Source organism: Ilumatobacter fluminis (genome assembly GCF_004364865.1).
In the GTDB taxonomy this organism is placed as follows: Bacteria; Actinomycetota; Acidimicrobiia; order Acidimicrobiales; family Ilumatobacteraceae; genus Ilumatobacter; species Ilumatobacter fluminis.
In genome coordinates this window covers 2297498-2312433 of record NZ_SOAU01000001.1, presented here as the reverse complement: position 1 = coordinate 2312433, position 14936 = coordinate 2297498, and the positions used below count along the sequence as shown (strand labels likewise).

The 14936-nt window shown below is 69.6% G+C and carries 15 protein-coding genes; 11 read left to right on the top strand and 4 right to left on the bottom strand.

Annotated features, from left to right (window positions below; genetic code table 11):
* Genes BDK89_RS10505 through BDK89_RS22395 form a run of 3 tightly spaced genes read right to left on the bottom strand, consistent with a single transcriptional unit; the run spans position 1 to position 3027 of the window.
* Positions 1-1323, bottom strand: a complete 1323-nt coding sequence (locus tag BDK89_RS10505; RefSeq protein WP_133868903.1) for an MATE family efflux transporter — start codon at positions 1321-1323, stop codon at positions 1-3.
* A 10-nt stretch (positions 1324-1333) separates the two neighbouring features.
* Positions 1334-2320: a tryptophan--tRNA ligase gene (gene trpS, locus BDK89_RS22400; RefSeq protein WP_243839144.1), complete on the bottom strand. Its 987-nt coding sequence runs from the start codon at positions 2318-2320 to the stop codon at positions 1334-1336.
* Between the two features lie 56 nt (positions 2321-2376).
* Positions 2377-3027 carry a hypothetical protein gene (locus tag BDK89_RS22395; protein ID WP_243839143.1) on the bottom strand — a complete coding sequence of 217 codons (651 nt, stop codon included), beginning with the start codon at positions 3025-3027 and terminating at the stop codon, positions 2377-2379.
* Between the two features lie 75 nt (positions 3028-3102).
* Between BDK89_RS22395 and BDK89_RS10495 the strand changes: the two genes are divergently transcribed.
* Genes BDK89_RS10495 through dprE2 form a run of 11 tightly spaced genes read left to right on the top strand, consistent with a single transcriptional unit; the run spans position 3103 to position 12891 of the window.
* Positions 3103-3684: a CGNR zinc finger domain-containing protein gene (locus BDK89_RS10495; protein ID WP_133868901.1), complete on the top strand. Its 582-nt coding sequence runs from the start codon at positions 3103-3105 to the stop codon at positions 3682-3684.
* A gap of 59 nt (positions 3685-3743) precedes the next feature.
* Positions 3744-4520 (top strand): segregation and condensation protein A, encoded by a 777-nt coding sequence (locus tag BDK89_RS10490; protein ID WP_133868900.1) that lies wholly within the window; start codon positions 3744-3746, stop codon positions 4518-4520.
* Positions 4521-4569: 49 nt separating this feature from the next.
* Entirely contained in the window at positions 4570-5361 is a 792-nt protein-coding gene (gene scpB, locus BDK89_RS10485; protein WP_133868899.1) for an SMC-Scp complex subunit ScpB, read from the top strand.
* On the top strand, positions 5345-6130 hold the full coding sequence (locus tag BDK89_RS10480) for a pseudouridine synthase (RefSeq protein ID WP_133868898.1): 786 nt from the start codon (positions 5345-5347) through the stop codon (positions 6128-6130). Before scpB ends, BDK89_RS10480 begins: the two co-directional genes overlap by 17 nt.
* A 49-nt stretch (positions 6131-6179) precedes the next feature.
* Entirely contained in the window at positions 6180-7241 is a 1062-nt protein-coding gene (locus BDK89_RS10475) for a prephenate dehydrogenase/arogenate dehydrogenase family protein (RefSeq protein ID WP_166657511.1), read from the top strand.
* Positions 7238-8503, top strand: coding sequence for a 3-phosphoshikimate 1-carboxyvinyltransferase (aroA, locus tag BDK89_RS10470; protein WP_208294029.1), 1266 nt, complete (start codon positions 7238-7240; stop codon positions 8501-8503). Before BDK89_RS10475 ends, aroA begins: the two co-directional genes overlap by 4 nt.
* On the top strand, positions 8500-9129 hold the full coding sequence (locus tag BDK89_RS10465; RefSeq protein ID WP_166657510.1) for an HAD family hydrolase: 630 nt from the start codon (positions 8500-8502) through the stop codon (positions 9127-9129). Before aroA ends, BDK89_RS10465 begins: the two co-directional genes overlap by 4 nt.
* Before the next feature lie 6 nt (positions 9130-9135).
* Entirely contained in the window at positions 9136-10002 is an 867-nt protein-coding gene (locus BDK89_RS10460) for a decaprenyl-phosphate phosphoribosyltransferase (protein ID WP_133868895.1), read from the top strand.
* On the top strand, positions 9999-10706 hold the full coding sequence (locus BDK89_RS10455) for a class I SAM-dependent methyltransferase (protein WP_243839142.1): 708 nt from the start codon (positions 9999-10001) through the stop codon (positions 10704-10706). The genes BDK89_RS10460 and BDK89_RS10455 overlap by 4 nt, the downstream gene beginning before the upstream one ends.
* Positions 10707-10744: 38 nt before the next feature.
* Positions 10745-12115 (top strand): FAD-binding protein, encoded by a 1371-nt coding sequence (dprE1, locus tag BDK89_RS10450; protein ID WP_133868894.1) that lies wholly within the window; start codon positions 10745-10747, stop codon positions 12113-12115.
* 20 nt (positions 12116-12135) lie between these two features.
* Positions 12136-12891, top strand: a complete 756-nt coding sequence (gene dprE2, locus BDK89_RS10445) for a decaprenylphospho-beta-D-erythro-pentofuranosid-2-ulose 2-reductase (protein ID WP_133868893.1) — start codon at positions 12136-12138, stop codon at positions 12889-12891.
* A gap of 126 nt (positions 12892-13017) precedes the next feature.
* Here dprE2 and BDK89_RS10440 read toward each other — a convergent pair whose 3' ends face one another.
* Positions 13018-14883, bottom strand: coding sequence for a glycosyltransferase family 39 protein (locus BDK89_RS10440; protein ID WP_133868892.1), 1866 nt, complete (start codon positions 14881-14883; stop codon positions 13018-13020).
* Positions 14884-14936: the final 53 nt, after the last annotated feature.

The window sequence follows — 14936 nt, the reverse complement described above, 5'->3', positions numbered from 1 at the left end:
TCAGGCGGGGGAGGCGAGGACGTGTCGGGTGCGGCGGTCGTTGACGACGGCTCGCAGGATCATCCAGACCAGGAGGCCGCCCCAGATGCCGCTGATCCCGAGTGACGGTGTCAGCAGGGTGAACACGGCGATGGGCGTGACCGCGACCAGGTAGCCGAGTGCTGCGAGGCCGAGGAACCGGTAGTCGCCGGCTCCGATGAGGATCCCGTCGTGGGCGAACGCAACGGCGCCCGGGATCATCATCACCGCCAGCCACAGCAGGCCGACGGTCGCCGTGCTCGTCACGTCGGCATCGTCGCTGAACACTCGAGGGATCAGCGGCGACAGTGCGGCGATCAGGACGCCGAGGCCGACCCCGACGATCATCGACAGCGTCACCGAGCGTCGGGCCACGAAACGAGCTCCGGCCAGGTCGCCACGTCCCTCTTCCTCGGCGACGAGGGTGTGGGCCGGCACCGCGAACGCATCGAGGACGAGCGCCAGGAAGATGAACATGCTGTTCACGATCTGGTGCGCGGCGAGGGTCTCGTCGTCGATCCGCGCAGCGATCGTCGTCGCTCCCGCGAATACCGCCAGCATCGAACCGACGCGCAGCAGGAGGTGCTTGCCGGCCGACATCAGCGGCGCCATGCCGCTCCGGCTGGGGCGGCGCACCGCCGCCGCCCTCATCCGCGGGCGCAGGATCCAGAGGAACACCAGCGCGGCGCTCACCTGGGCGATCACGGTCGACAGGGCCGATCCGGCGACGCCCATGTCGAGTCCGAACACGAGCACCAGCTCGATCACGAGGTTCGCGACGTTCGCTCCGAGCAGGATCCAGAGCGGCGTGATGTAGTCGGACTCGCCGCGAAAGACGCCTTGCGCCGCCAGGGTGACGAGGAAGAACGGCACCCCGATCGCGCTCCACGAGAGGTACGTGGTGGCGTGCTCGAGCACGTCGTCGCCGGCGCCGAGGAGGCGGGCGACCGGTTCGGCGAACACGGCGAGCACGACGGCGAGCGGGACACCGCACAGCACGCCCAACCAGAGCGCCTGCACGCCGACGTTGCCGGCGCCCGTGGTGTCACCGGCGCCGAGCCGCCGTGCGACCCGTTCGGTGGTGCCGTACGTCAGGAAGTTGGCCCCGGCGAACACGAACGACAGGACCGTTGCGGCGATGGCCAGGCCGGCGAGCTGTTCGGTCCCGAGGCGGCCGACGATGGCGGTGTCGACGAGGACGTAGACCGGTTCGACCGCGAGCGACCCGAGCGCCGGGATGGCGAGCGAGACGATGCGGCGGTTGAGCGCCTTACGCGACTCGTCCGCGTCGCTCGTCTCGGTCACGGGTCGTGGCTTACGGCCGCACGAGACCGATGTTGTCGTACACGCGGTTCAGCGTGGCCGACGACACCGTCCGGGCCTTCTCGGAGCCGATCGAAAGGAGTCGGGCGAGTTCGCCCTTGTCGGCGATCAGCTCGCGGTAGCGTTCCTGGATCGGCTCGAGCAGTGCGACGACCGCCTCGCCGGTGTCGACCTTGAGCGGGCCGTACTGGGTGTAGCCCTCGGCAGCCTGCTGCGGCGTGCGGCCGGTCGCCGCGGCCAGGATGTCGAGCAGGCTCGAGACTCCGGGCTTCTCGGCCACGTCGTAGCGGACCTCGCTGTCGGAGTCGGTGACGGCGCGCTTGAACTTCTTCATGATCGACTTCGGGTCGTCGAGCATCATGACGCAGCCGGCATCGGTGCTGGCCGACTTCGACATCTTCGACGTCGGGTCCTGCAGGTCCATCACCCGAGCGCCGGCGGCGGGCACCACGGCGTCGGGGATCACGAACGTGTCACCGAAGCGATGGTTGAAGCGCATGGCGATGTCGCGGGTGATCTCGATGTGTTGGCGCTGGTCGTCGCCGACGGGCACCTCGTTCGTGTCGTAGAGCAGGATGTCGGCAGCCTGGAGCGCGGGATACGTGAACAGCCCGGCCGAGATGAACTTGCCTTCGCGCTTGGTCGACTTGTCCTTGAACTGCGTCATGCGCGAGAGCTCGCCGAACGACACGGTGCACTCCATCACCCACGCGAGCTGGGAGTGCTCCGGGACGTGGCTCTGGACGAACACGGTCGCGGCGTCGGGATCGAGGCCGATGGCGAACAGGATCGCCGCCAGTTCGAGGGTCGCGTCTCCGACGACGCCGGGCTCCTCGGCGATCGTCAGGGCGTGGAGGTCGACGATGCCGTGGAACACGTCCTTGTCGTGCTGGTCGCGTACCCAGTTGCGCAGCGCCCCCAGGTAGTTGCCCAGGTGGACGACGCCGGTCGGTTGGATACAGGAGAGCACGCGAGTCACGGCGAGCGAGGCTATCTGCCGCAGCGCCAGGTGGCCGATGCGGTTTCCCGGATGGTCTAGGCGGGGGAGAGGCCGAGCCCGGCCGGCATGACGTCGGTCGAGCGGTCGCGGCGCGGACGCCGCACCATCAGCCGGGCGAGCACGAGCGACGCCATGAACATGCCGCTGGCCGCCAGGCTCAACAGGCCGGCGTCGGCACGCCCGAAGCCGTACACACCCCAGAGCGCCGCTTCGGTGAAGGCGATCACCCAGGTCGCCACCGACACGCCGCTCACGTCGGCGGTGCGGTAGACGGCCACGACGGCCGGCGTCAGCTGCACGCCGTACAGCAGACCGAGCGCGACGCCCGCTGCGACCCAGCCCTGCGACACGAGCACGGCGGCGGGGAGGATCAGGATGCCGACCGCGCTCACCACCATGCGGGCCACGACGTCGACGACCGGGGTGTCGCCGTAGCGGCAGATGCCAACGGCAATCGTCAGATACGCCATCACCGAGACGATGCTCACCGGCAGGATCCCCAGATCGCCGATCGCGACTCCGTACGGGACCCATGCAGCGTTGACTGCTGCCGACACGGCAGCCCAGACCGGGGAAACCCCGTCGACCCGGCGGCTTCGCAGCACTTTGCGGGCCTGCGGGATCGCCATGGTGGCGCCGACGGCGTTGGCGGCGATGACGACGACGGTGAGGAGCTGGGTGGACATTGTGTGGAGCATAAACGATATAGACCCTTACGCACTGTGACGAACGTCTCCGCGGGGAGTCGGTACGATGTCGTCATGCACGTGCGGGCCAACTCGATCGACGACGAGATCAGGCTCACGGTCGATGCCGCCGTCGAGCTGGCGAACATCTCGGCGGGCGAACCGCTGCCCGACCACGAGGTGCTGTCCGAACTCGAGCGGCTGCGTGCCGTCCTCGTCGAGTTCGAGTTCTTGCGGGCGCGTGGCGCGACCGACGCCGAACTCGGCGCCTTCGCCGATCGGCTCGTCTCGGTCGGGCGGTTGGTGCGGTCCCTGCCCGACATCGACCTGTCGAGCGCCGTCGACGCCCTCAACGCTCAGCTCGAGGCGGCCGCCATTGCGCCATCGCTCAGTGCGCACGACGGCTTCGCGCTCCACATCCACTGGACCGGGCCGAGCACACCGTTCGCTCATCAGGTGGCGGTCGATCTGCTCATGGCGTTGGCGCAGGCGGTGTGTGATCACGGCACCGACCGGTTCGGGCGATGCGCTGCCGACGACTGCAATCGGGTGTTCCACGACACGACGAAGAACCACTCCCGACGGTTCTGCACCGACCCCCGCTGCGCGAGCCGAACCCACACGGCCGCCCACCGGGCACGTCAGAACCCGGAGTGACGCCGACGGGCGCCGTGGGCGTTACAGCGATGTGATTTCGACGGTGTAAGCTGGCGCCCATGTCGATCGACGTGACCACCCCCGTCTACGACGGCCCGTTCGATCTGCTGCTCCAGCTGATCCTGAAAGAACAGGTCGACCTGTACGAGGTCAACTTGTCGCGCATCGTCGACGCCTACCTGCACGAGATCGAGCAGATGCAGGCACTCGACCTGAACGTGGCCACCGAGTTCCTGCTCATCGCCGCCACCCTGGTCGAGCTCAAGACGCGCCGCCTCCTCCCGGGTTCCGGCGACGTCGACCTCGACGAGGAACTCGCCCTGTGGGAAGAGCGCGACCTGCTGCTCGCCCGCCTCATCGAGTGCAAGACCTTCAAAGACGTCGCCCAGGTCTTCAGCGGCCTCGCCGACGAAGCCGATCTGTCGTTCCCGCGCACCGTCGGTCCCGACGAGCGGTTCGCCGGCCTCATGCCCGACCTGCTCGAGGGAACCAGCCTGCGCCGCTTCCAGAGCGCTGCGATCCGGGCGCTCACGCCGCGCCCCGAGCCGATCGTCGACCTGTTCCACGTCAACCCGATCAAGGTCACGGTGGCCGACGCCGTCGCCGAGCTGATCGACGAACTGCCGCGGGCGGGCCGGATCTCGTTCCGTCGCCTCACCGCCGATCTCGCCGACCGGATCGAGGTGATCGTCCGGTTCCTCGCCGTGCTCGAACTCTTCAAGCAGGGGTACGTCGAGGTCGACCAGCCCGATCGGTTCGGCGACATCGAGGTGATCTGGTCGGCACCGGCCGACGCCTCCGCCGAAGCGATCCTGATCGACGCCTACGACGGCTGATCCGACCTGCCGCTGACGGCACGGCTTTCCAGCAGGTAGAACTGTCCGCATGTCCGACGAACTCGTGCCCGTCGAGGAACAGATCGCATCGTTCAAGCGCGCCATCGAGGCCGTCATCATCGTCAGCCATGATCCGGTCCCGACCGATCTGCTGGCCCAACTGCTCGAGCAGCCGATCGCGCTCGTCGAGCAGTGGTGCGAGGAGCTCGCCGCCGAGTACGTCGAGCAGGGACGCGGCTTCGAGTTGCGTCGCGTCGCCGGCGGCTTCCGGTACCAGACGCACCCCGACCAGACGCCGTACGTCGAACGGTTCGTGCTGCACGACCAGAAGGCGCGCCTGTCGGGTGCAGCGCTCGAGACACTGGCGATCATCGCCTACAAGCAGCCGATCTCGCGGGCACAGGTCGCGTCGATCCGCGGTGTCGACCCCGACGGCGTGATCCGGACACTCCAGGCGCGCGGCTACATCGACGAGATCGGCCGCGACGACGGTCCGGGCCAGGCGGTGCTGTTCGGCACGACGCCGATGTTCCTCGAGAAGCTCGGCCTCGACACCCTCGACGACCTGCCACCGATCGCCGAATTCATCCCCGACGCCGACGTCGTCGAAGCGCTCGAACACGGTCTCCGGGTCGCCCCGGTCGACCTGCCCGATCTCGACGCGGCACCGGTCACCGACGACACGCCCGACGCAGCTCCCGACCACGGCGAGCAGGACGACCACGTCGAGCAGGACGACCACGGCGACCAGGACGATCACGTCGAGCACGTCGAGTCGATCGACTCCCAGGCCCCGGACCCCGGCGCGGGTGCGCCGCCCGACGATGACGACGCCGTCTGATCCCGACGAGCCGGAGGCGCCACTGTGGGAGCAGTGGGCCGAACAGCGCAAGCAGCTGCCGACGGGGGAGCGGCTCCAGAAGGTGCTCGCCTCCACCGGGTGGGGCAGTCGACGCACGTGTGAGGAACTGATCGCCGAAGGTCGGGTCACCGTGAACGGTGACGTGGCCCAGCTCGGCCGACGCGTCGATCCGGAGCAGGACCGCATCGAGGTCGACGGCGCACCGGTCGGTGTCAAGCCGGGGCTGGTGTACTACCTGCTCAACAAGCCGACGGGTGTCGTCACGACCGCCAAGGACACCCACGGCCGCCGAACCGTCGTCGATCTCGTGCCGAGCGAACCCCGGGTTTTCCCGGTGGGCCGACTCGACGTCGACACCGAAGGGCTGCTGCTGCTCACCAACGACGGCGACCTGGCGCATCGCATCACGCACCCGAGCCACGGCGTCGAGAAGGAGTACCTCGTCCACGTCAAGGGTCGGGTCAGTCAGGGCGGCCTGCGTCGTCTGCGCGACGGTGTCGAGCTCGACGACGGGCTGACGGCGCCCGCCGCAGCATCGCAACCGTCACCGGGCGTACTCCGGCTCACGATCCACGAGGGCCGCAACCGGCAGGTCCGGCGGATGTGCGACGCGATCGGCCACCCGGTCCTGCGGCTCGTCCGGACACGCATCGGCCCCATCACCGACCGCTCGCTGCGGCCGGGCGACTGGCGCGAGCTGTCGACGGGCGAACGCCGGGCGCTCGCCGAAGCGGTCGCCACCTCGTGACGGCAACGCAATGGGGCCCGACGCGGCGACGTCGGTACGATCGGCGCCCGTGACCCAGCGAACTGCGAACGTGATCGGCCTCGGCCTGATCGGTGGATCGATCGCGATCGGGCTCCGCCAGCGCGGATGGCGGGTCCACGGCGACGACACCCGCCCCGGCACCGAAACGCGAGCCGTCGAACTCGGCGTGATCGACGCCGGTGGCCTGGCGCCCGACGCCGACATCACCTTCGTCGCGGTCCCCGTGCTCGCGGTCGCCGACCAGGTCGGGCGAGCGCTGCGCGAGACCAAGGGCGTCGTGACCGACGTGGGCTCCGTGAAGTCGATGGTCAGCGAGCAGTGCGACGACCCCCGCTTCGTCGGCAGCCACCCGATGGCCGGCAGCGAACTCGACGGGCTCGACGGCGCCGACCCGGAGATGTTCAACGGTGCGGTCTGGGTCGTGACACCGGTTCCGACCACCGACGACGTCACCCTCGCCAAGATCACCGGCGTGCTCCGCGAGCTCGGCGCCGAGGTGGTCGCCCTGTCGCCCGATCGACACGACCAGGTCGTCGCCGTCGTCAGCCACGTCCCCCATCTCACGGCGGCCACGCTGATGCGCCTCGCCGTCGATCGTGCCGAGGAACACGCACCCCTGCTGCGCCTGGCGGCGGGCGGCTTCCGTGACATGACCCGCATCGCGTCCGGCCGTCCCGACATCTGGCTCGACATCTGCGCCGAGAACCGGACGGCGATCATCGCCGCCCTCGACGAGCTGATCACCGGGCTGGCGTCGATGCGCGAGACGGTCGCCGCCGACGACCGAGACGCCCTGTTGGCCGCCCTCACCGGCGCCCGTGAGGCGCGCACCAACCTGCCGGGACGAGTGGTGCACCCCGAGGAACTCGTCGAGGTCCGGATCCGCATCCCCGACCGTGCCGGCGCGGCGGCCGAGGTGTTCACCCTCGCCGCCGATCTCGGCGTCAACATCGCCAACTTCGAGGTCGTGCACCTCGCCGAGGGCAACCGCGGCGTCGCCGTGGTGCTGATCGACGCCGCGTCGAGCGACGTCTTCAAGGGCGGCCTCATCGCCCGCGGCTTCAAGCCGTCGATCACGGCGCTGACATGAGCACCACGATGCGCGTCGCACCGTCCGGACGAATCGACGCCGTGGTCGCCGTACCCGGCTCCAAGTCGATCGCGAACCGTGCACTGGTCTGTGCAGCGCTCGCCGACGGCACCAGCACCCTGTCGAACCTCCCCGACGGCGACGACACGACGGCGCTCCTCGCCGCGGTCGAGGCGCTCGGCGTCGCGGTCACCCACGACGGCGAACGTGCCGTGATCGACGGGCACGGCGGGAACTGGCCGTCGGCCACGCTGCACGCCGGGCTCGCCGGCACCACATCACGGTTCCTCACGGCGCTGGTCGCCCTCGGATCCACCCCGATCACGATCGACGGCGATCCGCCGCTGCGTGGCCGACCGTTCGGACCACTGCTCGACGCGCTCACCCAGCTCGGCGTGGGCATCGAATTCGGCGAACAGCCGGGACATCTCCCACTCACGATCACCGGGCCACCGAACGGCACCGGCGTGTCGCTCCGTGGCGACGTGTCGAGCCAGTTCGTCTCGGCGTTGATGATGATCGGGCCGGCGATCGACAACGGACTCGTGATCGAGCTCACCTCGCCGCTCGTCTCCGTGCCCTACGTCGACCTCACGGCCGACGTGATGGGGTGGTTCGGTGTCGACGGCATCGAGCGGACGCACGACCGGATCGCCGTGCCCCACGGCAGCTACCGGGCGGGCGAGGTGACGATCGAACCCGACGCCTCGTCGGCCAGCTATCCGCTCGCACTCGCCGCGGTCTGCGGCGGACGGGTGACGGTCGAGGGCCTCGGCCTGGGGGCGCTGCAGGGAGACGCCAGGTTCGCCGATCTGTTGGCGTCGATGGGGTGCGCCGTCACCCGCACGACGTCGGCCGTCACCGTCGAATCCGGGGGCGTCCTCCGCGGGATCGACGTCGACATGAGCGATATCTCCGATCTCGTTCCGACCGTCGCGATCGTGGCGGCGTGTGCGTCGTCGCCGACCCGGATCCGAGGCGTGGGGTTCATCCGTGCCAAGGAGAGCGACCGGCTCGGCGATCTCACCAACGAGCTGCGGCGTCTCGGCGTCGACATCGACGAAACCGACGACGGACTCGAGATCCGCCCGTCCGCCGAGGGCTGGCACGGCGGACGCGTCGACACCCACCACGATCACCGACTGGCGATGGCCTTCGGCGTCCTCGGGAGCCGCATCGGCGACGTCGAGGTGGCCGAGCCCGACGTCGTGTCGAAGAGCTGGCCCGGTTTCTGGCAGATGCTGTCGGCCGTCACGACGTGAGCTCGCCGACGACGATCGCCGCGTTCGACTTCGACGAGACGCTGACCCGGCGCGACACCGTCGTGCCGTTCCTCCGTCTGATGGCGTCACGGCGTCGGATCGGGGCGGGTGTCGCCATGCGCGGCGTGCGCACCTTCCAGGCGCTCGCTCGCCGCGACCGGCACCTGCTGCGCTCCGTGGCGACCGAGGTCGTGTTCAGCGGACGACCGATCGCCGACGTCGAGCGGCTGGCCGACGACTACGGGGTCTCGATCGCCGACGGCCTGCTCCGTGACGACACGGCCGCCCGACTCGCCTGGCACCGGGAACGAGGCCACCTCGTCGTGATCGTGTCGGCGTCGTACGAGCAGTACGTCCACGTGGTCGGCGACCGGCTCGGCGTCGACGGGGTCGTCGCAACCCGCCTCGAGGTCACCGACGACCGATGCACCGGCCGGCTCGACGGCCCGAACTGCCGCGGCCCGGAGAAGGTCCGCCGCCTCGACGAGTGGATGGCCGGGCGCGGCCTCCGCCGCGACGACGTCACGTTGTGGGCCTATGGCGACTCCGCCGGTGACCGCGAGCTGCTCGAGTGGGCCGACCATCCCGTCTGGGTGACCGAACCGCTGGCTAGCGTGGCGCCCTGATCCGCCATGCCACCCCTGCTTCGATGCGCCCGCCCGCGCCAATGGGCCAAGAACGTGCTCGTGTTCGCCGCCCCCGGCGCCGCGGGCGTCCTCGACGAACCCGATCAGCTCCTCAAGACGGTGCTGGCGTTCGTGTCGTTCTGCCTCGCAGCGAGTGGCACGTACTTCTGGAACGACGTGCTCGACGTCGAAGCCGACCGAGCGCACCCCACCAAGTCTCGCCGCCCGATCGCGGCGGGTGAGGTCTCGCTCGGGCTCGGCCGCACGATGGGCGTCATCCTGCCCGTGCTGGCGCTCGGGGCGATGGCCCTCACGGGCAGCTGGAAGGCGGTGCTCGTCGTCGCCACCTATCTGGCGGTCACGCTCAGCTACAGCGCCGTGTGGAAGCACATCGCCGTGCTCGACCTGATCGCGATCGCTTCCGGGTTCGTCCTCCGCGCCGCCGGCGGCGCCTACGCCGTCGACGTGCCGATGTCGAGCTGGTTCGTCCTCGTGACCACCTTCGGCTCGCTGTTCATCGTGACCGGCAAGCGTTACGCCGAGGCCCGCGAGCTGGGCGACGGTGCAGTCTCGGTGCGTTCGACGCTGGGTGAGTACAGCGAGCGGTACCTGAGCTTCGTCCTCGCCGTCAGCTGTGGCGGGGCGCTGGTGAGCTACTGCGTGTGGGCGTTCGAGACCAAGGAGATCGCCGCCTCCGACCTGCCGCTGTACGAGCTGTCGGTCGTGCCGATGCTGGCGGCGTTCCTGCGGTACGCACTCGTCCTCGACCAGGGACACGGCGCCGCGCCGGAAGAAGTCTTCTCGAACGATCGCGTCCTGCAGCTGCTCGGCCTGTCGTGGGTGATCATCTTCGGACTGGCGGTGTACACGTGATCGATTTCTCGACTGCATGGGCGTCGGTGGCCGACGTCGACGGCTGGATGACCGACGGTCAGGCCCGGGCGCTGTACGACGCGTCCGCGTCGGCGCCGGAGGGCGGCACGATCGTCGAGATCGGTTCGTTCCAGGGCCGGTCGACCATCATCCTCGCCTCGGCCGCACCCGACGGCGCCACCGTGACGGCGATCGATCCGCACGCCGGCAACGACCGCGGCCCGCAGGAGATCGAGGGCTATGCCGACGACGCCGAGAGCGACCACGCACGGTTCAACGCGAACCTGCAACGCGCCGGCGTCGCCGACCGGGTCCGACACCTCCGCATGTTCTCCGACGAGGCGCTGGGCGAGGTCGCCGAGATCGACGTGCTCTACATCGACGGAGCCCACCGGTACGGCCCCGCCCTCGCCGACATCCGGCAGTGGGGTGCCAAGGTACGGCCCGGCGGCACGATGCTGATCCACGACAGCTTCTCGAGCATCGGCGTCACCGGTGCCATCGGCCGCGAACTGCTCTGGTCGCAGCGTTGGCGCTACGTCGGCCGTTCACGGTCGCTCGCGATCTATCGCGCCGACACCGGCGTGTCGTCGTGGAAGAACGCCGGTCGACAGCTCGCTCAGGTGCCCTGGTTCGCCAAGAACGTGATCCTGAAGGTGCTGATCAGCGCCAAGATCCTGCGCGGCCGCGAGTGGCCGTATTGAGCCGACCGGCGTCCGGCACACCGGTAACCTCACGATCGATGGGTGCGCGCGACCAACTCGAATCGCATCGGGCCGAGCTGACCGGCTTCGGTCTGACGAACCCGTCCGGTGCGGTGGTCGTCGACATCGACGACGAGGTGGCGGCGACGGCGATCAAAGACCTGCCCGCCCGCGGCGGCATCGCTCGCGGCCTCGGCCGGTCGTACGGTGACCCGGCGCAGAACGGTGGCGGCCACGTCCTGCGTCTGGCTCCCGGATCGATCGTCGTCGACGAGCAGGCCTGCACGGCCACGGTCGGCGCCGGTGTCAGCCTCGACGACGTCCTGCGGGTCATCGTGCCCCGGGGCTTCTTCGTCCCCGTCACACCGGGCACCCGCTACGTGACGATCGGCGGTGCCGTCGCGAGCGACATCCACGGCAAGAACCACCACCTCGACGGATCGTTCGGCAACCACGTCACCAACATCCGGATGATGCTGGCCGACACGACCGTCGTCGATGTCGGCCCCGACGACGACCCGGAGCTGTTCTGGGCGACCGTCGGTGGGATGGGCCTCACCGGGCTCATGCTCGAGGTCACGTTCCGGCTCCTGCCGATCGAGACGAGCCGCATCTCGGTCGACACCTACCGGCTCGACTCGCTCGACGACGTGATGACCGAGATGGTGGCGAGCGAATCCGACTTCCGGTACTCGGTCGCGTGGCTCGACCTGTTGGCGACCGGACGACGCGTCGGCCGCGGGGTCCTGACCAACGGCGCACACGCCGTGACCGACCAGCTCGATCCGGCGGCATCGAACGACCCGCTCGGCTACGCAGCCGATCAGATCGCCGTGATGCCCCCGCTCGTGCCGCCCCACGGCGTGATCAACAAGCTCACCGTCAAGGCGTTCAACGAGATGTGGTTCCGCAAGGCACCGCGTCAGCGCACCGGCGAACTCCAGTCGATTCCGACGTATTTCCATCCGCTCGACCTGGTCGGCAACTGGAACCGGGTCTACGGAGCCGAAGGGTTCGTCCAGTACCAGTTCCACGTGCCCGACGACGCCGTCGACACGATGGTGTCGATCATCCACCGGCTCGCCGCCGCACAACTGCCGATCTTCATGACGGTGTTGAAGCGGTTCGGGCCGGGCAATCCGGCACCGCTGAGCTTCCCCCAGTCGGGGTGGCAGCTCGCGGTCGACATCGGTGTCGCACACCGACGGATCGGCACCCTGCTCGGCGAGTTCGACCGGATGGTCCTCGCCGTCGGCGGACGCCACTATCTCGCCAAGGACGCCTCGATGTCGGCCGAGACGTTCCGTCGCGGCTACCCGCGCCTCGCCGAGTGGCAGGCGGTCCGCGAGCGCGTCGACCCGGCCGGCGTCTGGGCCAGCGACCAGAGTCGCCGACTCGGCCTCACCTGACCCCACCCCGAAGAGGACCCATGCAGAACGCCCTCCACGAAGCCCAGACCATCGTGCTGCTCGGCGGCACCAGCGAGATCGGACGAGCGATCGTCGAACAGCTCGTCACCCCGGCCACGCGAACCCTCGTGCTCGCCTGTCGGCGACCCGACGAGGCCAACCCCGACGAGTTCGCGCGCGACGGGCTGAACGTGGTCACGACCTACTTCGACGCGGCGGCGACCGACACGCACGATCCGTTCGTCCGCGGGCTCGCCGCCGACCACGGCGATCTCGACGTGGTCGTGGTGGCGTTCGGCCAGCTCGGCGATCAGGCCGACTTCGACGCCGACCCGCAGGCCGCCGCCGAGGTCGTGCACGTGAACTACACCGGCGCGGTCACGGCCTGCCTCGCCACGGCGGCACAGATGAGGCGCCAGGGGCACGGGCACATCACGGTGCTGTCGAGCGTGGCGGGGGAGCGGGCCCGCGCCTCGAACTACGTGTACGGCTCGTCGAAGGCCGGCATCGACGCGTTCGCACAGGGGCTCGGCGACGCTCTCCAGGGCACCGGTGTCCGCGTCACGGTCGTCCGCCCCGGTTTCGTGCACAGCAAGATGACCCGAGGCATGAAGTCGGCCCCGTTCGCCACGACGCCTCGTGTCGTCGGCGAACTCACCGCCGAGGCGATGCGCAAGGGCAAGCACACGGTCTGGACGCCGGGCATCCTCCGCTACGTCTTCATGACTCTGCGGCACGTCCCACGCCCCATCTTCCGGCGCCTGCCGCTCGGCTGACGCAGCCGAGCGACCGCCGCCGAGAACGACACGACCCCGGTTCTCGGCGGCTCCCGTCCGAGATCCCGGACCACCGCCACCGAGAACCTGCACGCAGCCGTCCCGTTCGGCCGCGATGGATGCCGGTCAGGGGATCGCCGACTCGACTCCGCCGCCGCCGATGGCGTTCTCGCGGCCGGCGATGGTGACCGGGTCGAGTCCTCCGCCGCCCTCGCACGCGGCGAACAGCAGCACGAGGTTCGTCTCGTAGCTCTGCACCAGGCAGTGGTGGTCGGCGACGGCGCGGTTGTGTTCCTGCGAGCCCTGCTCGATCGAGGCGTTCGGCTCGTACCAGCCGCTCCAGGTGTTCGTGAGCACGACGAAGTCGGCCGCGGCGATCTCCTCGGCGAGGCCCGAGTCGGCCTGGTCGGCGAGTCCCGGGTCCATCTCGATGTACCGGGTGCCGGGTTCGAGCTCGGGGAACAGCCAGTAGATGTACGTGTCGGCGTAGACGGTCCGACTGAGGTCGCCCGGCCCGACGATCAGGGTGTCGCCGTCGTCCATCAGCGCCTCGAGGTCGGGGATCATGTCGTTCACGGCACGAGCCACGGCGGCGTCGCCGACCCAGAAGCGATGGTCGCCCCGCTGGATCTCGAACGGCGGTGGGATCTGGCCGATCGACACCCGGGTGTGCAGCGCGTACATCCGGTACGTGTAGAAGGGGCAGATCACGATCATCACGATCCCGATCAGTGCGGTGGCAGCGGTGGCCCCCGCCCACGACGGTCGCAACAGTGGCACGAGGCGGCGGATCGGATCGACGAGCAAGACCGTGAGGATCGGCCACGACACCATCGCGACCCACGCCAGGTGTGCCGAGTCGGGACGTTGGAGGGCCTGCGGGATGATCCCGAAGCCGAACACGGCCCCGGCGAGCAGCGGCAGCAGTTCGGTGCGGCCCAACGGCACGAACGAGCCGCCGTCCCGGTCGCCGTCCGTCTCGGCTGCACCGTCCGCCTCGACCGTCTCGGGCGGTTGTTCGGTGGTCGCTCGCCGGTAGCGCCACGCAGCGAAGACCAGCGTGCCGATCGCCACGATCACGACCGCCCAGAACCACAGGTAGAGCTGATGGCTGGCCTGCGGGGCGGGCAGCCACCAGCGGGGCGCCGGTTCTTCGGCGACCGCCTGCAGGGCGCCGTCGATCTTGTCCCACGACGGCGGCGCCGGCAGCTCGCGGCCCGGGCGCAGATCGACGACCGGTTCGAGCACCATGCCCTCGAACGCCGTCCGGAGGCCCGCCCGACCGAGGTGCCACCACATCGGGAGCAGACCGACCATGAGTCCCGCGAACGCGATCAACAGGGTCGAGGCGTGACGCCGCAGTGGCCACAGCAGGAACGCCAGCGTCAGCCCGAGGGCGACGACGAGGTCGGGCCGGAAGCCGAGCGCGAGGCCGGCGAAGATCGCTGCACGCCACCAGTCGGCGGGCTGCCCGGTCGCCCGGGCGCGTGCGCCGTACACGGTCGCCCACAGTGCCAGCGCCACGCCGCCGTGCCACGCCAGGGCGGTGAGCCCGATCGGTGTCATGACGAACATCGCCGCAACCAGGGCGGCACCGACGGCCGCGACATGGCCCGACACCCGCGCCAGGGTGTAGATCGCCGCGACGATCGCGAGGTTCTGCAGCAGTCCGAACGTGCGCTCGCTCTCGAGCGTGTCGCCGAACACCCGGTACCAGAGCGCCAACGAGTCGAGCGACGTCGGACCGTACAGATGGAGGAAGTCGCGGTTCGGCACCCACCCCTGCTGGACCAGGTTGGGGAAGACGAGCATGAAGCCCTCTTCGAGCGACGACCCCGTCGCCTTGTACAGGCCACGGATCGGTGCGATCAGGACCACGATCAGGAGTGCGATCGCCGCCCGTCCGAGCCAGGAGACGCCACCGAACCCCCAGCGGAAGCCACCACCGAGCACGTACGGCGTGGAGGTTCGAGACGAGGGCGCGGACGGCACGATCGACCAAGGTACCCACCCGCGAGGGCCGCGCCACGGTTACCCTTGCCGAC

What these genes read in the sequence shown, in the direction of transcription:
- BDK89_RS22395 (WP_243839143.1), bottom strand. Translation starts at nt 3,027, where the DNA reads ATGTCCACCCAGCTCCTCACCGTCGTCGTCATCGCCGCCAACGCCGTC.
- BDK89_RS10495 (WP_133868901.1), top strand. Translation starts at nt 3,103, where the DNA reads ATGCACGTGCGGGCCAACTCGATCGACGACGAGATCAGGCTCACGGTC.
- BDK89_RS10490 (WP_133868900.1), top strand. Translation starts at nt 3,744, where the DNA reads ATGTCGATCGACGTGACCACCCCCGTCTACGACGGCCCGTTCGATCTG.
- scpB (WP_133868899.1), top strand. Translation starts at nt 4,570, where the DNA reads ATGTCCGACGAACTCGTGCCCGTCGAGGAACAGATCGCATCGTTCAAG.
- BDK89_RS10480 (WP_133868898.1), top strand. Translation starts at nt 5,345, where the DNA reads ATGACGACGCCGTCTGATCCCGACGAGCCGGAGGCGCCACTGTGGGAG.
- aroA (WP_208294029.1), top strand. Translation starts at nt 7,238, where the DNA reads ATGAGCACCACGATGCGCGTCGCACCGTCCGGACGAATCGACGCCGTG.
- BDK89_RS10460 (WP_133868895.1), top strand. Translation starts at nt 9,136, where the DNA reads ATGCCACCCCTGCTTCGATGCGCCCGCCCGCGCCAATGGGCCAAGAAC.
- dprE1 (WP_133868894.1), top strand. Translation starts at nt 10,745, where the DNA reads ATGGGTGCGCGCGACCAACTCGAATCGCATCGGGCCGAGCTGACCGGC.
- dprE2 (WP_133868893.1), top strand. Translation starts at nt 12,136, where the DNA reads ATGCAGAACGCCCTCCACGAAGCCCAGACCATCGTGCTGCTCGGCGGC.